The sequence below is a fragment of the Xanthomarina sp. F1114 genome (assembly GCF_026410255.1).
Classification (GTDB): Bacteria; Bacteroidota; Bacteroidia; order Flavobacteriales; family Flavobacteriaceae; genus Xanthomarina.
The window spans coordinates 200,537-224,494 of the sequence record NZ_JAPMLL010000002.1 but is presented as its reverse complement, the minus strand read 5'-3'; the positions used below and the strand labels follow the sequence as shown (position 1 = coordinate 224,494).

General features: G+C 33.1%; 20 protein-coding genes. All 20 read left to right on the top strand.

Features of this window, described 5'->3' with window-relative positions:
• The 20 genes from sov to tsaB all read left to right on the top strand — a co-directional run bounded on the left by sov (window position 1) and on the right by tsaB (window position 23,873).
• Window positions 1-7,206 (top strand): T9SS outer membrane translocon Sov/SprA, encoded by a 7,206-nt coding sequence (gene sov, locus OS188_RS02375; RefSeq protein ID WP_267147214.1) that lies wholly within the window; start codon window positions 1-3, stop codon window positions 7,204-7,206.
• A gap of 61 nt (window positions 7,207-7,267) precedes the next feature.
• A complete protein-coding gene (gene gcvH / locus OS188_RS02370; protein ID WP_267147213.1) occupies window positions 7,268-7,648 on the top strand; it encodes a glycine cleavage system protein GcvH in 381 nt (126 codons plus the stop codon).
• Complete coding sequence (locus OS188_RS02365; protein WP_267147212.1) at window positions 7,641-8,021, top strand: VanZ family protein; 381 nt, start codon at window positions 7,641-7,643, stop codon at window positions 8,019-8,021. The genes gcvH and OS188_RS02365 overlap by 8 nt, the downstream gene beginning before the upstream one ends.
• A gap of 60 nt (window positions 8,022-8,081) precedes the next feature.
• Window positions 8,082-8,801 (top strand): energy transducer TonB, encoded by a 720-nt coding sequence (locus OS188_RS02360; protein WP_267147211.1) that lies wholly within the window; start codon window positions 8,082-8,084, stop codon window positions 8,799-8,801.
• Window positions 8,802-8,926: 125 nt separating this feature from the next.
• Complete coding sequence (locus OS188_RS02355) at window positions 8,927-9,712, top strand: energy transducer TonB (protein ID WP_267147210.1); 786 nt, start codon at window positions 8,927-8,929, stop codon at window positions 9,710-9,712.
• 114 nt (window positions 9,713-9,826) lie between these two features.
• Complete coding sequence (remB, locus tag OS188_RS02350) at window positions 9,827-11,941, top strand: gliding motility outer membrane protein RemB (RefSeq protein ID WP_524499586.1); 2,115 nt, start codon at window positions 9,827-9,829, stop codon at window positions 11,939-11,941.
• A 63-nt stretch (window positions 11,942-12,004) separates the two neighbouring features.
• A complete protein-coding gene (gene cyoE, locus OS188_RS02345; RefSeq protein WP_267147208.1) occupies window positions 12,005-12,898 on the top strand; it encodes a heme o synthase in 894 nt (297 codons plus the stop codon).
• Window positions 12,899-12,901: 3 nt separating this feature from the next.
• Window positions 12,902-13,483: a cytochrome c oxidase subunit 3 gene (locus OS188_RS02340; RefSeq protein WP_267147207.1), complete on the top strand. Its 582-nt coding sequence runs from the start codon at window positions 12,902-12,904 to the stop codon at window positions 13,481-13,483.
• Window positions 13,484-13,624: 141 nt separating this feature from the next.
• The gene (locus tag OS188_RS02335) at window positions 13,625-14,605 is read left to right on the top strand and encodes a cytochrome c oxidase subunit 3 (RefSeq protein ID WP_267147206.1); all 981 of its coding nucleotides are present in this window, start codon (window positions 13,625-13,627) and stop codon (window positions 14,603-14,605) included.
• A 23-nt stretch (window positions 14,606-14,628) separates the two neighbouring features.
• The gene (locus OS188_RS02330) at window positions 14,629-15,009 is read left to right on the top strand and encodes a cytochrome C oxidase subunit IV family protein (protein ID WP_267147205.1); all 381 of its coding nucleotides are present in this window, start codon (window positions 14,629-14,631) and stop codon (window positions 15,007-15,009) included.
• A 123-nt stretch (window positions 15,010-15,132) separates the two neighbouring features.
• Entirely contained in the window at window positions 15,133-15,855 is a 723-nt protein-coding gene (locus OS188_RS02325) for a hypothetical protein (protein ID WP_267147204.1), read from the top strand.
• A complete protein-coding gene (locus OS188_RS02320; RefSeq protein WP_267147203.1) occupies window positions 15,848-16,591 on the top strand; it encodes an SCO family protein in 744 nt (247 codons plus the stop codon). The genes OS188_RS02325 and OS188_RS02320 overlap by 8 nt, the downstream gene beginning before the upstream one ends.
• Window positions 16,584-17,132: a DUF420 domain-containing protein gene (locus tag OS188_RS02315; protein ID WP_267147202.1), complete on the top strand. Its 549-nt coding sequence runs from the start codon at window positions 16,584-16,586 to the stop codon at window positions 17,130-17,132. The genes OS188_RS02320 and OS188_RS02315 overlap by 8 nt, the downstream gene beginning before the upstream one ends.
• Window positions 17,133-17,142: 10 nt before the next feature.
• On the top strand, window positions 17,143-17,370 hold the full coding sequence (locus OS188_RS02310; protein WP_267147201.1) for a CAMCR motif-containing small membrane protein: 228 nt from the start codon (window positions 17,143-17,145) through the stop codon (window positions 17,368-17,370).
• An 82-nt stretch (window positions 17,371-17,452) separates the two neighbouring features.
• Entirely contained in the window at window positions 17,453-18,157 is a 705-nt protein-coding gene (locus OS188_RS02305; RefSeq protein WP_267147200.1) for an ABC transporter ATP-binding protein, read from the top strand.
• The gene (locus OS188_RS02300; RefSeq protein WP_416236487.1) at window positions 18,147-19,376 is read left to right on the top strand and encodes an ABC transporter permease; all 1,230 of its coding nucleotides are present in this window, start codon (window positions 18,147-18,149) and stop codon (window positions 19,374-19,376) included. Before OS188_RS02305 ends, OS188_RS02300 begins: the two co-directional genes overlap by 11 nt.
• Window position 19,377: 1 nt before the next feature.
• Complete coding sequence (locus tag OS188_RS02295) at window positions 19,378-20,622, top strand: ABC transporter permease (RefSeq protein ID WP_267147198.1); 1,245 nt, start codon at window positions 19,378-19,380, stop codon at window positions 20,620-20,622.
• Between the two features lie 83 nt (window positions 20,623-20,705).
• The gene (locus OS188_RS02290) at window positions 20,706-21,818 is read left to right on the top strand and encodes an efflux RND transporter periplasmic adaptor subunit (RefSeq protein ID WP_267147197.1); all 1,113 of its coding nucleotides are present in this window, start codon (window positions 20,706-20,708) and stop codon (window positions 21,816-21,818) included.
• On the top strand, window positions 21,808-23,193 hold the full coding sequence (locus tag OS188_RS02285; protein ID WP_267147196.1) for a TolC family protein: 1,386 nt from the start codon (window positions 21,808-21,810) through the stop codon (window positions 23,191-23,193). Before OS188_RS02290 ends, OS188_RS02285 begins: the two co-directional genes overlap by 11 nt.
• 5 nt (window positions 23,194-23,198) lie before the next feature.
• Window positions 23,199-23,873 (top strand): tRNA (adenosine(37)-N6)-threonylcarbamoyltransferase complex dimerization subunit type 1 TsaB, encoded by a 675-nt coding sequence (gene tsaB, locus OS188_RS02280; protein ID WP_267147195.1) that lies wholly within the window; start codon window positions 23,199-23,201, stop codon window positions 23,871-23,873.
• The last annotated feature ends 85 nt before the right edge of the window (window positions 23,874-23,958 follow it).

Here is a 23,958-nt window from a genome sequence, read left to right as displayed (position 1 = left end):
TTGAGTGCAACCAATAGAAAGTATTTAAAAATAACTAAACAAAACATACTATTAAGTACCTTGCTGCTTTTTAGTTTTTATTCGTTCTCTCAGGTTACTCCAATGCCTCAAGATTCTACTAGTACGGGGTATTCTATGGGGAATATAACCATGCCTAATCCGTCGAGTATCGAGTCGAAATACACCTACGACCCATTAACGGATAGATATATTTACACCGAAACGGTTGGGAATTTTAATATTAAATACCCTATAATTTTAACTCCCGAAGAATTTAGGCAATTGGTTTTAGAGGAAAATCTAAAAGCTTATTACAAAGAGAAAATTGATGCTTTTGAAGGTAAAAAAGAAGGTTCTGAAGAAGGACAGAAAAATTTGCTTCCTGAGTTTTACGTCAGATCGGGGCTTTTTGAAACTATTTTTGGAGGAAACACGATAAATGTAGTCCCTCAAGGATCTGTAGAAATGGATTTAGGTGTGTTGTTTACCAAGCAGGATAACCCTACTTTTTCACCACAGAATAGAAGCAATTTTACGTTCGATTTTGACCAACGTATTAGTTTAAGTTTATTGGGGAAGGTAGGAACCAGATTACAAGTTACAGCCAACTACGATACAGAATCTACCTTCGACTTTCAAAATCTTATAAAATTAGAATATACTCCAACTGAAGATGATATTATTCAGAAAATAGAAGTAGGTAACGTAAGTATGCCTTTAAATAGTTCCTTAATTACCGGAGCACAAAGTTTATTTGGTGTAAAAGCCCAATTACAGTTTGGTAAAACAACTATTACCGGAGTGTTTTCTGAACAAAAATCAGATTCTAAAACCGTAGTTGCACAAGGTGGAGGTACTATAGAAGAATTCGACTTTTTTGCAAGAGACTACGATGAAAACAGACATTATTTCTTATCGCACTATTTTAGAGATAATTATGATAAAAGCTTAGAAAACTATCCATTTATCAATTCAAATGTACAAATTACCAGAATTGAAGTTTGGATAACCAATAGAAATAACAATACAGAAAATGTTAGAAATATTGTGGCATTACAGGATTTAGGAGAAGCAAACCCAAACCCAGATGCTAACAATATTCTATTACAACCAGTTCCTCCTGGATTTATAAATGTAGGACCTAATGCGTTTCCAAATAATGGAAACAACGACTATGATCCAACAAAAATAGGAGCGGGTTCTGTTCTTACTCAGCAAATTAGAGATATTGCTACTGCTCAGCAAGGTTTTGGAACCTTGTCAGCTTCAGTTAGTGAAGGTTCAGATTATGCAAAGCTTGAAAATGCTAGAAAACTACAAGAAGGTCAGGAGTACAACTTAAACCAGCAACTTGGATATATCTCGTTAAACCAAAGATTAAATAACGATGAGGTTTTAGCAGTTGCCTTTCAATATACCGTTGGAGGTAACGTGTATCAAGTAGGTGAGTTTGCAAACGACGGATTAGATGCTACAGGAGTTGAAACAGATCCAAGTGGTATTACTACAGTAACTAACAATACTTTAATTCTGAAATTATTAAAAAGTCCCATTACAAATGTCAATCAGCCAATTTGGGACTTAATGATGAAAAACATCTATAATACTGGAGCCTATCAATTAAGTCAGGAAGATTTTAAATTAAATATTTTTTATAACGAAGCATCCCCATTAAACTTTATTTCTCCAGTTGGAGGAGGTTCTTTTGGAGTTGATATTAATGGAAACCCAATAACATCAAGCACACCTCCTGAAGATTTAATTGAAAACACAACATTATTAAACTTGTTTAATTTAGATAGGTTAAACTTTAATGGAGATCCACAAAAAAATGGAGATGGATTTTTCGATTTTGTTCCGGGAATAACAGTTATTCCAGAAAATGGAAAAATAATATTTACAAAAGCTGAACCTTTTGGAAAATACCTGTTTGATAAACTTGCACTTGGAGGAGAGGATTATAATAACGACTTAACATATAACGATAACCAGGCTAAATACGTGTACGATGTTCTCTATAAGAAAACTAAAACAGCTGCCTTAGAAGCATCGGATAAAAATAAATTTAAAATTAAAGGACGCTATAAATCCTCGGGAGGAGATGGTATTCCTATTGGAGCCTTTAACGTGCCCAGAGGTTCTGTAAAAGTAACTGCCGGAGGTAGAATGTTAGTAGAAGGTATTGACTATACCGTAAATTATATGCAAGGTACGGTTCAGATTTTGGACGAAGCTTTAAAAGCATCTAATACTCCAATTCAAGTTACCACAGAAAACAATGCTGTTTTCGGACAACAAACCAAACGTTTTACTGGGTTTAATGTCGATCATCAATTTAACGAAAACTTTGTTATTGGTGCTACATGGCTTCATTTAAATGAAAGACCAATCACCCAAAAAGCTAGCTACAATCAAGAGCCTATTAATAATCATATCTTTGGATTTAATGGAAACTATTCTACCGAAGTCCCATTTTTTACCAGATTGGTTAACAAATTACCAAATATAGATACAGATGTGCCATCTAATCTTTCAGTTAGAGGAGAATTTGCTTATTTAACTCCAGGTTCGCCTAAAGGAACCGAGTTCAACGGGGAGGCCACTTCTTATGTGGACGATTTTGAAGGTTCGCAGAATTCAATCGATTTAAAATCTCCTCAATCATGGTTCTTATCGAGTAGGCCTCATGGTATTAATGGAAATAACGATAATGTTAATGGCATAGAACAAGGTTATAATAGAGCCATGTTAAACTGGTACAATATCGATCCCATATTTTATGGAAGTAGAAGCCCGAATGGTATTACAGACGACGATATTTCAGACCTATACACCAGTCGCGTATTTATTCAAGAATTATTTCCAAACCAAGATGTAGCACAAGGACAAACAACAGTAGTTAATACCTTAGATTTAGCTTACTACCCAGAAGAAAGAGGACCATATAACTTCCAAACTACAGATGTAGATATTAATAGTAACACGTTATTAGATCCGCAAAGTAGCTGGGCAGGAATTACCAGAGCCTTAACTTCTACAGATTTTGAACAAGCGAACGTAGAATATATTGAGTTTTGGTTACAAGATCCATTTCAAGATAACACCGCCAATCCTGGTGGAAAGTTAATTTTTAACTTAGGAAATATCTCTGAAGACGTTGTAAAAGATGGAAGAAAATTATACGAAAACGGCCTTCCTGCAGATGGAAATGTTATTGGAGTATTACCAGTTTCAGACTCGTGGGGAACAGTTTATCCTCAAAATCAATCTTTAATTTATGCCTTTGATACTACAGGACAAGAACGTGCTAATCAAGATGTGGGTTACGATGGGTATAACGATGCCGAAGAAAGAATAGCTTTTCCAGATTTTGCATCCTTAGACGATCCTTCAAACGACAACTATAAATATTTTTTAAATACAGAAGGAGATATTTTTGATCGTTACAAGTATTATAATGGAGTGGAAGGGAATTCTCCAGACGAGTTTTCAGATACAAATAGAGGTTCTACAACGCAACCAGATGTAGAAGATATTAATCGTGATAATACTATGAATACTATAGATAGTTATTACGAATACGAATTAAACTTGACTCCAAGTAGCTTAAATATTAACAACCCATATATTGTTGATATTAAGCAAGATCAAGTTAGAACATTGCCTAACGGACAAACGGTTACGCCAAGATGGATACAATTTAGAGTGCCAGTTTCAGATTATACAAATGCTATTGGAGGTATATCAGATTTGAGATCAATTCGTTTTTCAAGAATGTATTTAAAGGAATTTTCAGAAAAAACAGTTTTTAGGTTTGGTACCTTAGATTTAGTACGAAGTGATTGGAGAAGATATAATCTAACTTTAGACGAAGATATGGGAGATCCGGCTTTAGACGCTACAGAATTTTCTGTGGGCGTTATTGGAACCATAGAAAACGATGGAATTTACATCTCTCCTCCAGGAGTAGAACCTGAAGAATTTTATAATAATAACACAGTTATTCGTCAAAATGAACAATCGTTGGTTTTAAACGTATGCGATTTAGAATCTCACGATGCTAGAGCTGTTTATAAAAATATTAATGTAGATATGCGTCAGTATAAACGTCTAAGAATGTTTATACATGCCCAAGAAGGTGAAATTCCTGGTTTAAACGATGAAGATTTAGTAGGTTTTATTAGAATGGGTAACGACTTAACCCAAAACTACTATCAAATAGAAGTGCCATTAAAAGTAAGCGAAGGTACCACTAGAGAGTTGCTGTGGCCAACAGAAAATGAAATTAATTTAGCGCTAGACTTACTTCAAGATATAAAATCTAAAGGTATTAGCAACGGAACTCTGGCTAATCCTACACCAACGTTCTACGATGTTATTGACGACGCTTTAAGCGAAAACCCCGTTCCAGAATATTCGCCTTATGTATTAGGACAAGAACGTGTTGGTATTATTGGGAATCCTAACTTTGGAGATATTAGAACCTTGATGGTGGGGGTTAAAAACTCGTCTGGAATCGATAAATGTGGTGAATTGTGGTTTAACGAGTTACGTTTGTCTGATATGGATAACGAAGGTGGATGGGCAGCTGTTGTTACAATGGATACCAATTTTGCAGATTTTGCAAATGTAAGTGCTACAGGAAGAAAAAGCACTTCAGGATTTGGATCAATAGAACAAGGTCCAAACCAAAGAAGTAGAGAAGATGTAGAGCAATATGACGTGGTTACCAATGTAAATATTGGTCAATTACTTCCTCAAAGATGGGGAATTCAACTTCCATTTAATTATGGTCAAGGTGAAGAAATGATTACTCCTAAATACGATCAGTACTATAAAGATTTAACCTTAGAATCTAGATTAGATGCTGCAACTTCAAACGATGAGAAAGATGAAATTTTAGAACAATCACAAAATTTCACAAAACGTAGAAGTATTAACTTTATTGGGGTTAGAAAAATTAAAACTAACGAGTCTAAACCTCGTTTTTACGATGTAGAAAATTTAACGTTTAATTATTCCTATAATAAAATAAAGCACAGAGATTTTGAAATTGAAAATTCTATAGACCAAACTGTAAGGGCAGGAGTTAATTATGCGTATAATTTTATGCCTGTTTCTATAGAACCATTTAAGAAAAAAGACTCTTTATTTACCGGAGAATATTGGAAACTGCTTAAAGATTTTAACTTTAGCCCTTTGCCTTCAAACTTCACGGTTAACACCAATATTAATCGTCAGTTTAATCAGCAAAAATTTAGAGAAATAGAGTTAACCGGTAATAATATTGGTTTGGACGAATTTTATAGAAGAAACTATACTTTCGATTATCAATACACAATTAATTACAACTTATCTAAATCGCTTCAAGTAAACTTAACGGCTTCAAATAATAATATTGTAAGAAACTATTTTAAAGATAATATTATCAATGGCGAGCAAGATCCAAGCTTAGATGTTTGGGATGGCTTTTTCGATTTTGGAGATCCAAATAGACAGTTCCAGCAACTTACAGTTAATTATGATATTCCTCTAAATAAAATTCCAACCTTTAGTTTTGTAGATGCTACGTATTCTTATAGTGGCGATTTCCAATGGCAAAAAGGATCAGATTTATTTGGAAACCTAGATGTAGATGGGCAGACTTACGACTTAGGAAATACAGTTTCTAATGCGAATAGGCATAATATTAATACCACTTTAAACATGAATAAGTTCTATAATTATTTAGGGCTTAAAAAGAAAACTGTAAGAAGATCTGCTCCGCCATCCACTAGGCCAGGAGCGGTTTCAGACAATGATAAAGACAATAAGGCTAAGCCTGCTAAGGCTAAAAACGGTGGTCAGAAATTGGCTAATGTGGGAATAGATATTATTACAAGTTTAAAAAGAGCTCAGTTAAATTATTCTGAAATTAATGGAACATATTTGCCAGGATATTTAAGAACTCCTGGTTTTATAGGAACCTTTAAGCCTACAGTTGGCTTTACTTTTGGTAGTCAGAGCGATGTGAGACATCTAGCGGCCAAAAACGGATGGTTAACCTTATATCCAGACTTTAACGAACAGTACACAGCAGTAAAAACAAAACAATTAGATTACTCAGCCAATTTAGAGCCGTTTAAAGATTTTAAAATTGACTTAGTAGGGAATAGAATTCTTTCAGAAAACTATACAGAAAATTATAGAATTAACGATTATGGTAATGGTTTGGAATACGAGTCTTTAACGCCAAATTCTTTTGGTAACTATAGTATTTCTACTGTTCTTATTAGTACAGCTTTTCGTAAAAGTGACGAAACTCAGTCGGCTTCATTCGACGATTTTAGAAGTAATAGACTACAAATAGCTAATAGATTGGCAGAATCTCATTACGGAACCTCCAGTTTCCCGGTAGATGCAGAAGGTTATCCTGTTGGGTTTGGTAAAAACAGTCAATCTGTATTATTGCCATCATTCCTGTCTGCTTACTCAGGAAAAGACGCCGGAGGTATTTCGCTTTCTGCTATAAAAAGTTTTCCTGTTCCAAATTGGGATATAAAATATACAGGATTAATGAACCTGAAATGGTTTAAGCAGCGCTTTAAACGTTTTTCTTTACTTCATGGTTATCGCGCTTCTTATACTATTAACCAATTCAGATCTAATTTAGATTACGATCCGTTAGAGCCTGAAGCTTTAGACCAAGGAGGAAACTTTAAAAGCGAAACCCTTTATAGCAATATTAACTTAACCGAGATGTTTAGTCCGTTAGTGCGTATTGATATGGAAATGAAGAATTCGGTGAAAATACTTGCTGAAATTAAAAAAGACAGATTGCTTTCTTTAAGTTTTGATAATAACCTAATGACAGAAATTCAAGGGAATGAGTATATTATTGGTTTGGGTTATAGAATTAAAGATGTTAGGATAAAATCGAAATTGGCCGGTCCAACTAAACGAATTGTGAGCGATTTAAATTTCAAAGCAGATTTATCTTATAGACGAAACGAAACTATTATTAGATATTTAGACGTATTAAATAATCAAATTACATCTGGGCAAACAGTTTGGTCTGGAAAACTTACAGCCGATTATTCTTTTAGTAAAAACTTAACTGGAATCTTTTATTTCGATTATATGTTTTCTGAATATGCTATTTCCACGGCATATCCACAAACAACCATTCGTTCTGGGATAACTTTAAGATATAATTTCGGGAATTAGTTAAATCTATTTGATATTACCAATTGAATAAATACATTTGCGAAAACAAATACACTTAGAAATGAATATTCCATCAAATTTGAAGTACACCAAAGATCATGAATGGGTAAAAATGGATGGCGATGTAGCCACTATTGGAATCACAGATTTTGCACAGAGCGAGCTAGGAGATATCGTATATGTCGAAGTTGAAACTTTAGACGAGACTCTTGAAGCCGATGAAATTTTTGGTACTGTTGAAGCTGTGAAAACAGTTTCAGATTTAATTTTACCGCTTTCTGGAGAAATTATTGAGTTTAATGAAACACTTGAAGACGAACCAGAAAAAGTAAATAGCGATCCCTACGAAGAAGGTTGGATGATTAAAGTTAAATGTTCAGACTTATCACAAGTAGAAGATTTAATGTCGGCAGATGCCTATAAGGAATTGATTGGTGCTTAAAAAAAGAGCCTTATTAATTGCCATTTCTTATGCCATAGCACTTCTAGTGGTAAGTTTAGTTAGACTTGACTTAGAATCAGTAGAAGATATAGTTCCGTCTTATAGCGATAAAATTTTTCATTTTATGGCTTATGCATTATTTACTTTGCTTTGGTTTAATGCTTTTTATTTCAGATTTAAGTACGATAAAATAAAAGGTATTTATAGAACGGTTGTAATTGCAATTGTTTTTGGTATAATTATTGAGGTCCTACAATGGTTAGCAACCACATCTAGAAGTTTCGATTTGTTAGATATTGTAGCAAACGTTCTAGGTGTTTTATTTGCTGCTGTTATATTGAATAGTAAAATCAAATTAGACGTTAAAAAATAATAATCGTTTGCATTATTGCCAAATAAATGGTTATTTTAGCATTCAGGAAAATTAAAAATCATGGAACAAAAGAAAAATCCTAAATCAAATGTAGGTCGAAATAGCTCGCTTTTCTTCGCAGTCGGATTGGCGTTAATGTTATTTGTAACATATACAGCTATTAATTACAAGACTTATGATAAGGAAGCTATAGACATTGGAATGTTGAATTTGGATGAGGAAATGGATGAAGAAATTCCAATTACAGAACAATTACAAACACCACCACCACCGCCACCACCACCTGCTGCTCCAGAAGTAATTGAAGTTGTAGAAGATGAAGTGGAAGTGGAAGAAACAGTTATCGAATCGACTGAAACAAGTCAAGAAGAAGAAATTGTTGAGGTAGAAGAAGTGTTTGTAGAAGAAGTTGAAGAAGATATTGAAGTTCCTTTTGCAGTAATTGAAAACGTTCCTGTGTTTCCTGGTTGTGAAAAAGGAAATAACGAAGATAAAAAAGCTTGTATGAACGAGCAGATGAGCAAGTTTATTGCAAGAAAGTTTAATACAGATTTAGCTGGAGAATTAGGCTTAAGTGGTATTCAGAAAATTAGCGTATTCTTTAAAATTGATAAAACTGGTGAAATTGTAGATATTAAAGCAAGAGCACCACACCCAAGATTAGAAAAAGAAGCTATTCGTGTAGTAAGCTTATTGCCTAAAATGAAACCTGGAAAACAACGTGGTAAAGCAGTGAGAGTTCCATACTACTTACCTATTAAATTCCAAGTACAAGACTAAAACTAATAGTTTTAACTATATAAAAATCCCGTTAACATTCCGTATCCTTCGGAATTAACGGGATTTTTCTTTTTGGTACGTTTATTGATATTTTGACATAATATTAACATTTAAACTTAATTATTATGAAAATCTCAAAGAAACATCCCGATGTTGTTCAGGAAAATAAGCAAAAACCATTAAAGTCTCAAAAGCACGATGCAAATCTTAAATTAAATTCAACAGTTTACTTTCAGGTGGGTTTAATTGTGTGTTTGCTTATTAGTTATTTTTTATTAGAAACTTCCTTTCAATCGTCAGAAGTTACTATTCCAAGCTTACCCGAACTGCCAGTAGACGAACTGTATGCATATAATGTGCCCATTAGAATTTATGAAGAGCCAGCCAAGGTTGAGAAAAAGAAAAAGCAGCCAGTGGTTTTTAATAATCCTACAATCAGCGACGACGATGTAGTCTTTGAAACACCTGATGTTGTTACAGAACCAACAATTAGTGAACCACCTTTAGATCCAGGGTCAATAAATGTAACTAACGTACCCGAAGATGTTCCGTTAATGAATATCATGGCTGTAGAACAGGTTCCAATTTTTCCAGGCTGTGAAGAGGCGACATCTAATGAAGCAAGAAGAGAATGTATGTCTGAAAAAATTGCTAGACATATTCAGAAAAAATTCAACACAAATATTGCTGGTGATTTAGGATTGGTAGGCGATCAAAAAATTTATGTCACTTTTAAAATTGATGCAACCGGACATATAACCAATATTAAAACAAGTTCTAAGCATATTCAATTAGACAAGGAATCGGAAAGGGTTTTAGAGAAGCTACCACAGATGACTCCTGCAAAACAAAAAGATAAAAATGTAGAAGTACTTTATGGATTGCCTATAAAATTTCACATTATAAATTAAAGTTTAAATATTTTTAATACTAAAAGCTGTTAGCATCTTTGTTAACGGTTTTTTTCGCTTTTACATTATTAAAAAAATAGTATCTTTCAACGCAAAATAATCCCACCTATGAATATGAAGAAGTTCTTCGTACTTGTTTTTCTGTTTTTTCAAATATATAGTTACGCTCAAAACAAGTTTTTATATGAAAAACCTCCTGTTTTTTCTGAATGTGAAAATGTGAATGTAGAACTTTTACAAAAGTGTTTTGATAATCAAGTTTTTAATCTTGTCTTTAATAATTATCAAGTTCCTCAAGACGTTATCGATGAGAATTATAAAGGTGATGTAGTGGTCCTCTTTGAAGTTGATAAAGAAGGAGTTTTTCGTGTTATTTATGTAGATGCTACGTATCAAGCTCTTAAAAATGAAGCTAAACGAGTTTTTGGAGATTTCCCAAAAATTCAGCCTGGTACTTACAACGGAAAACCAACTTTTAAACAATATTCCATAGAAATAAAAATACCTTTGTTAGATCAAGCTGTTGCAACTAAAGACTTGGCCAAAGATGAAGCTCCTGATTACGATAAAGAACTATCTGAGTTGGAAAATGCTGCCAAAAAGGAATATGATAGTGTAAACACCAAATTGGTGCCGTTTTCCAATAAAGAATATAACAGTCAATTAAATATTCCGTTTACACATAGTAATTATGCCAAATTTGATAGAAGCATTAATTTGGTAGGAACAAATAGTCATACAGCATCTAAACCTTATATGTATGAAGATGTATCACCTTATTACGATTTTCAAGCGGAAATTGACACATTAGCAAGAACCAGTCACACATTTGCTGGAAGAAAACTCTGGAATGAAAGATTAGTTAGAGTGGAAGGGAAGGATTATTGGTTTACTATTGATCCTATTTTCGATTTTGAAGTTGGTAAAGACACCGAAGCCGATTTCTCGAACACCTACAATAACACCAGAGGAATTAATATTCAAGGTGGTTTTGGTGACAAATTTAGTTTTTATACTTCATTTTTTGAAAGTCAAGGACGTTTTGCACAATATTATAATGAATATGCCGAATCTATAAAAGCAGCAGATGAAGCAGCTATAATTCCTGGGCGTGGAATAGCAAAAGCTTTTAAAGACGGAGGTTACGATTACCCTGTAGCCGAAGCATATTTATCTTATACGCCATTTAAGTTTTTAAACCTTCAGTTCGGGCATGGGAAAAACTTTATTGGAGATGGATATCGCTCTTTGTTTATTAGCGATGTGGCTACACCACATCCGTTTTTAAAATTAAACGCCACTTTTTGGAAAATAAAATATACTAGTACCTGGATGTGGTTAAGAGATGTAAGACCAGAAGTAAAAGTAGATGGTGCTTATATGCCAAAATATATGGCTACTCATTTTTTAAGTTGGAATGTCTCCAAAAGATTAAATATTGGACTTTTTGAATCGGTAATCTGGAATAATGCTAATAATAGAGGGTTTGATATAAACTATTTAAATCCCATTATCTTTTTTAGAGCTATTGAATTTGAAACCGGTCAAGGTGCCGGAAATGCGCTTCTTGGAATGTCTGGGAAGTTTAAGATAAACGATAATATGAATGTCTACGGTCAGTTTATTTTAGACGAATTTTCATTAAGTCATATAACAGGAGGAGAAAAAAGTTGGAAGAATAAATTTGGATATCAATTAGGGTTTAAATATTACGATGCTTTCAAAGTAAAAAACTTACTGTTACAAACAGAATACAACCGGGTTAGACCTTATACCTATTCGCACAACACAGTGGTATTAAATTATGGACATAGCAATCAGTCTATGGCACATTTGTGGGGCGCTAATTTTAGTGAGTTTGTTTTAATTGGTCGTTATCACTATAAACGCTGGTTTGGAAATGCAAAAATGGTTTTTGGTACTCGAGGTTTTGACTTTAATGATGGTACAGATAACTATAGTTATGGAGAAGATATTTATAGAAACTATAATGAAAGACCTTATGATACCGGGATAGTAGTTGGGCAAGGAAATAAAACAAACACCTTCTTCTTTAACTTACAAGCAGGTTATGTTATAAATCCAGCGACTAATCTAAAGATTTTTACAGATGTTACTTTTAGAGATTTTAACCCGGAAGCCCAAACTCTCAGCACAATGAATAGTAATACAGTTTGGTTTAATCTAGGAATTAGAACGGATCTATTTAATTGGTATTTTGATTTGTAGAATTAACTTTTCAAAGTATCTTTGCAAACGCAATATAAAGCCTCAGGCAAAGCATTTTTTACTTTGGATCAAACAGTAACTTCGTCGATTAAATATTCTCTGGTTTCAGATTTTAAGGAAATAACTAAAATCCGGTTATCAGTTAGTGTCGTATTTTCTTCCTTAGCAGGATATCTTTTAGGTGTTGAAACAGTAGATTATACCACGCTTGTTTTATTAGCATTTGGTGGATATTTTATGGTGGGCGCTTCAAATGCCTTTAACCAAATTATAGAAAAAGATCTAGACGTCTTAATGGATAGGACTAAAAATAGGCCAATTCCTGGAGGACGAATGTCTGTAACTTCAGCTTTTGTTATAGCTACGTTATTCACCATATTGGGACTTGGAATTCTATACAGTATCAATCCAAAAACGGCTATGTTTGGAGCTATCTCCATCTTCCTTTATACTTGCGCTTATACCCCTTTAAAAACCAAAACCCCATTATCTGTTTTTGTCGGAGCCATTCCAGGTGCCATTCCGTTTATGTTAGGTTGGGTAGCGGCAACTAACGACTTTGGTATTGAACCAGGAACTTTATTTGCAATACAGTTTTTTTGGCAATTCCCACATTTTTGGGCCATTGGATGGTTTTTATACGACGATTATAAAAAGGGAGGCTTCTTTATGTTGCCTACTGGAAAACAAGATAAAGGTACAGCCGTACAAATCATGATGTACACTATTTGGACTATTATAGTCTCAATAGTACCAGCATTTGGAGTTACAGGACGCTTGTTCCTAACACCAGTTTCGGCAGTAATTGTGTTTTTATTAGGAATAGGCATGTTGTATTATGCCATTCAACTTTATAAAAAAATGTCAGTTTCAGCAGCAAGACAACTTATGTTGGCAAGTGTATCTTACATTACATTGTTGCAAATAGTTTACGTAATAGATAAGTTTATTAGATAAATCATGGATTTAACCCAAGGTACTTTAGAAGAAAAACAAGGCAGAGCAAAAAAGATGATGCTTTGGTTTGGAATTATTTCATTAGTTATGTCTTTTGCAGGATGGACTAGTGCTTTTGTAGTAAGTAGCTCTAGACCAGATTGGCTTACTGATTTTAAATTGCCAAATGCTTTTATAATTAGTACAGTTGTTATAATTATTAGCAGTTTTACATTTATTTTGGCTAAAAGAGCAATGAAAGCCAATAATAGAAAACTTACAATGGTCTGGTTACTAACCACTCTCGCTCTTGGAATTGCTTTTATAGTAAGTCAGTTTGCAGGATTTCAACAAATCATAGATTTAGGCTATAATTTTACAGGTCCTACAAGTAATATTACCATGTCTTACATTTATTTAATAGCTGTAGTGCACATTTTGCATGTGGTTGTTGGATTAATCTGTTTGTTAGTGGTAATTTATAATCATTTTAAACAAAAATATGAACCAACAAAAATGTTAGGGCTTGAATTAGCTGCAACTTTTTGGCACTTTATAGATATCCTATGGTTATATCTGTTTTTGTTTTTATATTTTATAGGATAAATACCATTGAATTCTAACAATATGGCGCCATAACTATAGGGATGCTTATTTAGAGTCCTTAAAATTTAGAGGTGTAAATTTCGTTAGAACGATAAATTGATTATTTTTGTTCAACTTTTAAATAAATACTAAACCAAATATATGAACACTACAGTTGCAGATACTGGTACAGACGAAAAAACTTGGGGTGGAGGAAAAGAACCTTTAAAAGCAAGTTACGGGAAATTGATGATGTGGTTTTTCATCACTTCCGATGCTTTAACCTTCACTGGATTTCTAGCATCTTACGGATTTTCAAGATTTAAATTTGCCGAAATTTGGCCAATTGCAGACGATGTGTTTACACACGTTCCTTTTATTCATGGAAATTATCCAATGATTTTCGTGGCATTCATGACCTTCATTTTAATTATGTCGTCAGTAACTATGGTATTAGCTGTAGATGCCGGACATAAGATGGATAAGGCTAAAACTACTATCTATATGTTTTTAACCGTTATAGGTGGGTTTATTTTCTTAAGCTCTCAAGCTTACGAGTGGACAACATTTATTAAAGGTGAATACGGAGCTGTTGGAACGCATGGAGGAAATATTATCCATTTTGTAGATACAGATGGAAATCGTGTGGCTCTAAAAGATTTTGCCATTGGAGAACCAAAAGAGCGTACACAACATTTAGGAAAAAATGGACTTTGGTTTACTAGTGAAAGCAGTTTGCCAAGTTATACCTTTGATGAGGTGGTAGCTGGTTTTGAAGCAAACGAAAACATTTTGGTTAAAACAACTTATACAGATAAAGAGACTGGACATAAAACTATTTTATCCAGAAACGAATCTTTAAAAGAATTAAAAACCAAAGGAAAGAATGTTGTAGAAGGAGCTAACCTAATTCAAAACGAGTACGGTCCGCCATTATTTGCAAATTACTTCTTCTTTATTACTGGATTCCACGGGTTTCACGTATCCATTGGTGTTTTGTTGAATATTATTATATTCTTTAACGTAATACTTGGTACTTACGAGCGTAGAGGAAGTTACGAAATGGTTGAGAAAGTAGGATTATATTGGCACTTTGTTGATTTAGTATGGGTGTTTGTATTTACATTCTTCTACTTAGTATAATTTTTATATAATTTATTTTAAACATGGCAGACACGCATAAATTAGAAATATTTAGAGGATTAGTAAAGTTTAAATCCAATACCCAAAAAATCTGGGGTGTATTAATCTTTTTATCAATTGTAACGGCTATTGAGGTTGTTTTAGGTATCTATAAGCCTGAAGTTCTTAATGGACACTTTATGGGAATGAAAATCTTAAACTGGATTTTTATTATCTTAACCATAGTAAAAGCTTATTATATTACTTGGGATTTCATGCATATGAGAGACGAAACAGCAAGCTTAAGACGTATGGTTGTTTGGACAGGAGTGTTCTTAATTTGTTACATAATATTTATAATATTACAAGAAGGACAATATGTTGGATCCGTTTTTACTAATGGTTTTGTAAAACACGATTTTTAATAAATCTTATCAAAGTTAAATAAATAGAAAAAGACGGTTTTTAGACCGTCTTTTTCTATTTTTGCACTATAAATATTAAAAGCAAGTTTAATCTTATTTAGATAATTTTTACGACTTATAAAAATGAATAAAAAGCTTATAAAACGCTATACAACTCTTGGAATATTATTTTTTCTTCCAGTATTATTTTTATTGATGTTGTTCCCCTCTAAACACAATTATACGCCATTAAGCGTGGTTCATTCAGGGGTCGTTGAGTTTCAAAATTTCACCTCGGATGATAATAAGGAAATTGTCTTAGAAGATTATATTACCGTTTTAGGCTTTTTGGGTAGAAACCCGATGGATAATGTTATGGCTGCCTCAAACTTAAAAGAGCTGGTTTATAATAAATTCAAAGGATTTAAGAATTTCCAGGTAGTTCTTTTATTGCCATATGGAGCCGAAAAAGATATCGAAATCTTAAAAAAAGAAATTAAATCTTACGAAGATTTAAAATATTGGCATTTCCTCTATGGTGAAGATGCAGATATTGAACGTGTATTTAATAGTTTGAAGTCTAAAGAAACTTTAGATAACGACTTAGCCACTCACGAGGTTTTTATTATAGATAAAGACTTAAATCAACGTGGTAGATTAGACGATAGAACCGATAAGGAAAAAGAAAAAAATAAACCTGCATATCCGTTATATTCTTATAATTGTATTGAAGTTTCAGAAATGAAAAATAAAATGAGTGCAGACGATTTACGTGTATTATTTCAAGAATATAGAGATAGAAGAAAAGGAAATTTCGACTCGTCAACGAGAAGAGCAAACAGTTTAAAAAGTAGTAATCATGAGTAATAAAACAAATTATTCATACGTAGGTATGGCCTTTATTATTTTGGTTTTTGGAATTATTTTTGTTCCAAAAATTGTAGATAGAATAAAGAATAAAGACATTTCAAGAAGCGATAGGATGAGCCAGGGGCAAGACAACAACTTTAAAGATAATAATGATCTGGTCTTCCTGGAAATTAATGGAGAGCCCAAAAAAGTACCCGAGTTTTCATTTACAGATCAGAATGGTCAAACCATTACCAATAAAGATTACTTAGGAAAAGTATATGTGGTAGAGTTCTTTTTTACAACTTGTCCTTCTATTTGTCCTAAAATGAATAGAAACCTTGTTGAGATTCAGAATGCTTTTAAAGGCAATACCGACTTTGGTGTAGCTTCTTTTTCTATTAATCCGGAACATGATACCATGGAAGTATTAAAAGATTATGCCAGTAAATACGGAATTACTAATCCAAATTGGCATCTTCTTACAGGTGAAAAGGAAGATATTTATAAGCTAGCCAACGAAGGGTTTAATCTTTATACAGCTCAAGACGATGAAGCCGAAGGAGGTTTTGAACATTCAGGAAACTTTGCGCTTATAGATAAAAACGGCTTTATTAGATCAAGAATCTTAAATGGGAATCCGGTAATTTATTATAATGGTATTATCTCGGAAGCTGAGAAAGTAGACGAAGACGGTCAGGAAGAACAAATCTCTATGCTTAAAGAAGATATTAAAAAATTGCTAAATGAATAAGGAGGATGCTTTGCTGCAAGAGAAAAAGTATAATAAATGGGTCATTGCTTTATCCATAATTATCCCTTTAGCTGTAGCTGCTTTGTTTGGTGTTAATTTAAGAGATCTTGGTTTAGATGTAGAGCCATTAACATTCTTGCCACCTATTTATGCTTCTATAAATGCTATTACTGCTGTAATTTTGGTAATTGCTGTTATAGCCATTAAAAATAAAAAGATGGTACTTCATGAAAACCTCATGAAGACAGCAATAGGTTGTTCTATTGTATTCTTAGTTTTATATATGGCGTATCATATGACCAGTGACTCTACAAAGTTTGGAGGAGAAGGAGCAATTAAATACGTCTATTACTTTATTTTAATTACACATATTCTATTATCAATTGTTATTATCCCCTTTGTTTTAATAACTTTTGTAAGAGCTTTATCAGGAAGTTTTGAAAGACATAAAAAAATTGCAAGAATAACATTTCCTTTATGGTTATATGTTGCTATTTCAGGTGTTATTGTCTATCTTATGATTTCCCCTTATTATGTTTAAATTTTAAATTATGCAACGCAAAATTCTATTTTTTCTGTTTTCTTTTTTCCTTTTTACTCAGGTAAATGCACAATGCGCTATGTGTCGTGCTGTTTTAGAAACTGGAGGAGGCGAAGACTTAGCTAAAGGAATTAATGATGGAATTGTTTATTTAATGGCAGTTCCTTACATTCTTATAGCAGGGATTGGCTTTCTAATTTACAAAAAGTTTAACAAGACTAAAAAAGCGACTTCTTAAATTATATTTAGTTTTGTTGTAACAAATTAGCTTTTAAATAGTCTTATTATTATAAAGCTAGTTTAATCAACAACTAACAAATATGTTAAACATTAAAAAACTTCATAAATCCTATCCTATAGGAGATTCAAGTTTGCATGTATTAAAAGGGATCGATCTTACAGTTGAAGACGGCGAAATGGTTGCTATTATGGGTTCTTCAGGTTCTGGAAAATCCACATTACTGAATATAATCGGGATGTTAGATGAAGCAGACGAAGGTGAATATATTCTAGATGGAGTTCCCATTAAAAACTTAACAGAAAAGAAAGCTGCAATTTATAGAAATAAATTTCTCGGATTTATTTTTCAGTCTTTCAACCTCATTAATTATAAAAATGCTTTAGATAACGTGGCTTTACCTTTGTATTATCAAGGTATGAAACGCCAGGAAAGACAAGAATTGGCCTTATTCCATTTAGGAAAAGTTGGTTTAGAACCTTGGGCACATCATCTGCCTAATGAGTTATCTGGAGGTCAAAAACAACGTGTGGCAATTGCAAGAGCTTTAGCCGCAAACCCAAAGTTGTTATTAGCCGATGAACCTACAGGAGCTTTAGATACTAAAACTTCTCACGAAATTATGGACTTTATCCAACATTTAAACGATGAAGGTAAAACCATTCTTATTGTTACACACGAAGAAGATATTGCTCAAATGTGTAAGCGTATTGTTCGCTTAAAAGACGGACTAATTATGGAAGATGAAAAAGTAGAACAAGTAAGAGCTTCTCAATATGTTGGATAGAGGTCTCTGGAGAGAAATATTTCAAAGTATTAATATGAATAGAACCAGAAGCTTGCTTTCTGGGTTTACCGTTGCATTTGCAATCTTATTATTCACCATTCTTTTTGGAATAGCAAATGGACTAAATAATACCTTTGCTGAAGCTTTCTCAGACGATGCTAACAATTCCATCTTTATTCAGTCTGGAACAACAACAAAGGCAAATAAAGGCTTTCAGGCGGGAAGACAAATTCAGTTTAAAAATAAAGATTTCGATTATATAAAAGAAGAATACGGAGATAATGTACAATATATAACCTCTAGATTGCATTTAAACGTGGATGCTATCTTTAGAAACGAAAAAAGTACCTATCCCGTTCGAGCTGTTCATCCAGATCATCAATTCTTAGAGAATACTATTATTAAAGATGGCCGATATATTAACCAGTTGGATATTGAAAATAAAACCAAAGTGGTTGTTATTGGAAGATTGGTAGAGCAGGATTTATTTTTGAAAACTACAGCTTTAGGTAAATACATTAGTTTAAACGGCTTGCAATATAAAATTGTGGGTGTTTTTAGAGACGATGGTGGCGATAATGAAGAACGTATTATTTATATGCCAATTAGTACGGCACAACGTGTTTATGGAAATAACGATTATATAGATCAAATAAATCTAACTTATAATCCGGAAATGAATTACAATAAAGCTATTGCTTTTAGTAACAATTTAACCAAAGATTTAAAAGATAGATTTGATGTAGCTAGTAGCGATCAAAGAGCTATTCGTGTTAGAAACCTTGCTAACGAATCGAAAACAGTTAATCAAATGACCTTTGGTCTTGGAGTAATTATAATTGTTATTGGTTTTGGAACTTTAATAGCAGGAATTGTGGGAGTTAGTAATATCATGATTTTTATTGTTAAAGAACGAACCAAAGAAATTGGAATTAGAAAAGCTCTTGGAGCTTCGCCTAAATCTATTATATCTCTCATTTTATTAGAAGCTATTCTAATTACTGCCATAGCAGGCTGGATAGGATTGTTAATAGGAATGGGTGTTTTAGAGTTTATTGGACCAAGTTTGGAAGACTATTTTATAAAAGACCCAAGTGTTAGTACAACTTTGGTTATTGCTGCAACCCTTACATTAATTGTAGCCGGTGGAATTGCGGGATATTTACCTGCTAAAAAAGCATCGCAAATTAAACCAATTGTGGCCTTAAGAGACGATTAATATGATAAAGTTTTTATTCGCAAGAGATACATGGCAAGAAGTATGGGATAGTCTTAGTAAAAACAAACTAAGAACCATGCTTACTATGGTTGGTGTTTGGTGGGGAATTTTACTACTTATTGGCTTACTTGGTTCTGCTAGAGGTTTAGAAAATTCCTTTAATAGACTATTTGGAAGTTTTGCAACTAATAGTGTGTTTGTTTGGGGACAAAATACAAGCAAGCCTTTCAAAGGATTTCAGGAAGGAAGAATGGTAAAACTTACTCTTACAGATGCTAAAATAGTTGAAGAAAATGTTGAAGGAATTGAGTTTGTAGTTCCTAGAAATCAAAATCAAAGTCAGGTAGTTAGAAATTTTTTATCAGGAAATTTTGCAATTAATGGCGATTTCCCTTTACTAGATAAGGTTCAGAAAAAGAAATTAATTCACGGTAGGTTTCTCAATCAAAGTGATATTGACGACAATAGAAAAGTAGCTGTTATTTCAGAAGATATCTACAAACAACTGTTTGAAAAAGATGAAGAAATGATTGGCCAACTAATTCAAATAAACAATATGAATTTTACGGTTGTTGGCATGTTCGAGAATGGAAATGTAAATATGGGGCCAACCAGTGATATTCACATTCCGTTTACAACCTTTCAACAAATATTTAATCAAGGTGATAATATTGGTTTTATGATGATTACTGGAAAACCAGAATATGATATCACACAAATTGAAGCCGATGCCAAGCTTATTTTAAAAAACCTAAATAACGTTCATCCCAAAGATAAACGCGCTTTTGGAAGCTTTAATTTAGGGAAAGAATTTAAAAAAATTACAGGCTTTCTTGTCGGAATGCAATTTCTAACCTGGTTTGTAGGTATTGCCACCTTAATTGCCGGAGTGTTTGCCATTGGTAATATTCTTTTAATTACCGTAAAAGAGCGTACCAAAGAAATAGGTGTCCGTCGTGCCTTAGGAGCAACCCCCTACGAAATTAAAAGACAAATAGTTGTAGAAGCTGTATTTATAACCCTTCTAGCTGGATTTCTTGGAATTATTACAGGAGGTTGGATTCTAATAGCCTTAGATAAAGCCTTTGGACAAGGAGACGAAGCGGTGATAGTAAATGCATCAGTATCTATTGGAGTGGTTTTTATATCGTTAATAATATTAGTGGTTTTAGGAACTTTAATCGGACTAATTCCAGCTTTTAAAGCCACAAGTATTAAACCTATAGATGCTTTAAGAGAAGAATAATCAATTGAAAACAATCATAAATCGTCTTTATAGCATTATAAGAAGACTATCAAACCAAGCAAGAATTATAAAAGGAATTAAAAATGAATAAAACGCTAAAAATTATAGTTGGAATTGTTTTACTAGTACTGTTTGTATGGGTAATTAAATACTTTAAAGATTCGAATTCAAAAGCTCTTGAAGACTTTAAAGTAGAAGAGCCATTCTTTACTTCTATTAACACAAAAGTTGTGGCTACAGGAAAACTTAATCCTGAAGAAGAAATTGAGTTAAAACCTCAAATAGCCGGAATTATCGATAAAATCTTGGTAGAAGAAGGAGATATTGTTAAGAAGGGAGATATGATTGCTAAAATTCGTGTGGTACCTAACGAGCAAAACTTGGCAAGTGCTAATAGTAGAACGCGTACGGCGCGTTTAGCTTTAGACAATGCTCAAATTTTATACGATAGAAATAAAGGACTTTTTGAAAAAGGTGTTATTTCTAAGCAAGATTTCGAAAATAGCGAGCTATCTTATAATCAGGCAAAAGAGTCTTTAACTCAGGCTCAAAATGATTATCAAATTATTAGACAGGGATCTCTTTCTGGTGGAGGCTCTGCAAATACTAATATTGTAGCTCAAATTGCAGGAACTGTTCTGGAAATTCCTGTTAGAGAAGGAGATCAGGTTATTGAATCCAACAGCTTTAACGCTGGTACAACAGTTGCAACAATTGCAGATATGAGTAAAATGATTTTTGAAGGAAAAGTGGACGAGGCAGAAGTTGGTAAAATTGAAGAAGGAACAGATATAAAAGTCGTTCTTGGAGCTTTAAACGAACAGGAATTCCCAGCAAAGTTAACCTTTGTTGCCCCAAAAGGGAACGAGGAAAATGGCGCCGTTCAATTTACTATTAAAGCAGATGTTGAAGTAACACCTTCCACAAAAATTAGAGCAGGTTATAGTGCTAATGCCGAAATAGATATGGAAAGCAAAGACAGTATTCTGGTAATTAAAGAATCTTTACTTCAATTTAATAGAATTACAGAAAAACCTTATGTTGAGGTTTTAGTAGGAGATAATAAATTTGAAGAAAAATATGTGGAATTAGGAATTTCAGATGGTATTAATGTCGAAATAGTAGACGGCGTTAAAGAAGGAGATAAAATTAAAGTGTGGAACAAAGCTTCTAAAGATAATAATGATGAAGATTAATAGAAATATAATTACAACAGTTTTATTAACTGTTTTTGTAGGAGTATCTACCTTTGCTCAAGACAAAAAATGGTCTTTGGAGGAATGTGTAAACTACGCTTTGGAGAATAATATATCTATCAAGCAAACAGAATTAGATACAAAAACGGCAGATGAAGAATTAACATCAGCCAAAGGTAATTTCTTACCAAACTTAAGTGGATCTGCAACACAAAACTGGAACTTCGGGTCGTTTATTGGACAAGATGGAAATAGAGTTAGTAGAGATTCAAGAGGAAATAGTTTTGGTTTAAATACGGGAGTCACCTTGTTTAATGGGTTTAGAAATACCAGTATGTATAAGCAAGCTCAATTAGGAATTGAATCCAGTATCCTGCAATTAAATATTTTAAAGGATAATATTTCAGTTAATGTTGTGAATCAATACCTGAATATTTTACTTAACAAGGAAAATTTAAAAGTAGCTCAGGAGCAAATAGAAATTACAGAGAAGCAAGTAACCCAAGTAACCGAGTTGGTGAATTCTGGAGTTAAACCTCAAGCAGATTTGTATGAAGTTCAAGCTCAATTAGCAACCGATAATGAAAAATTAACGAATGTTGAAAACAGTTTAGACCTTGCCAAGTTAGGACTAACTCAGCTCTTACAAATACCAAGCGAAGGTTTTGATGTTGAAGAAATAGAAATGCATCTTCCTGAAGTTTTAGTGGAACATAAAAACTCAAAAGAGATTTATGACTATGCGCTCCAAAATAGACCCGAAATAAAAAAGGCCGAATTAGATATAGAAAATTCTGAATTAGCAATAGATATTGCTAAAAGTGCCTATTATCCTACTTTGAGTTTTGGTGCAGGTTTAGGAACATCTTACCAACATTTCCAAGGACAGGAAGATTTAAGAATTATATACGACGATCCTTTAGATCCATCGAGTTTTCAAATAATAGAAAATGGTTTTACCCAACAACTAGAAGATAATTTAGGTTATAACTTTGGTTTTAGTCTTAATGTTCCAATTTTTAATCGCATGCAAACAAAGGTAAGTGTTAATAAAGCTAAAATTAATAATGAGCGTATTGCTTACTCTTTAGACCAAGCCAAACAAGATTTACGTTCAACCATCGAGCAGTCTTATACAGATGCCAAAGCTGCCTTAAAGCAATTTGAAGCCTCCCGAATTTCCTTAAGTGCTCAACAGGAATCCTTTAAAAATGCTCAAGAAAGCTATAATTCTGGGGTTATGAATTCTTTTGAATTTGAGCAAGTTAGAAATAGATTGGTAAATGCAGAAGCTAACTTAATTAATGCAAAATATAATTTTGTGTTCACAACCAAAGTCTTAGATTTCTACTTAGGCAATTCTTTAATAGATTAATTATTGTGGCTATAATATTAAATATAGAAACATCTACAACTAATTGCTCTGTCTCTCTTTCTAAGCAAGGAGAGACTTTTGCACTTTTAGAAGATAATAGTAAAGAGTACTCTCATGCCGAGCGTTTGCATATCTATATAGAAACAATTTTAGCTAATAATAATTTAGCAACAAATCAACTAGACGCCATTGCAGTTAGTAAAGGTCCTGGATCTTATACAGGATTAAGAATTGGAGTTTCGGCTGCAAAAGGGCTTTGTTTTGCTCTAAACAAACCTTTGATTGCTATTTCTACTTTAGAAGCTTTAGCACATCAGGTGGATACGACAAAAGGACTAATAATTCCCATGCTAGATGCCAGGCGAATGGAAGTCTATTCAGCTGTTTTTGATCAGGATTTTAATACAATCCGAAAAGTTGAAGCTCAAATATTGGAAGCAAATTCTTTTAATGAATATTTAGAAAAAGGTCCTGTTTATTTTGTGGGAAGTGGAGTTGAAAAAACTAAATCCCTAATTCAGCATCCAAATGCACACTTTGTTGAAGATAAACTGCCCTCAGCAAACCAAATGAGTTTAATAGCTTATCGGAAATTTATACAAAATGACTTTGAAGATGTTGCTTATTTTGAACCCTATTATTTAAAAGATTTTGTGGCCTTAAAACCTAAAAAAAGATAATAAAAAACCTGCCTAGTTTTAATCCTAGACAGGTTTGCTTAATTATAAATCCTCTTTATTCTTTATGGAGGATTTAAAGGCCTTG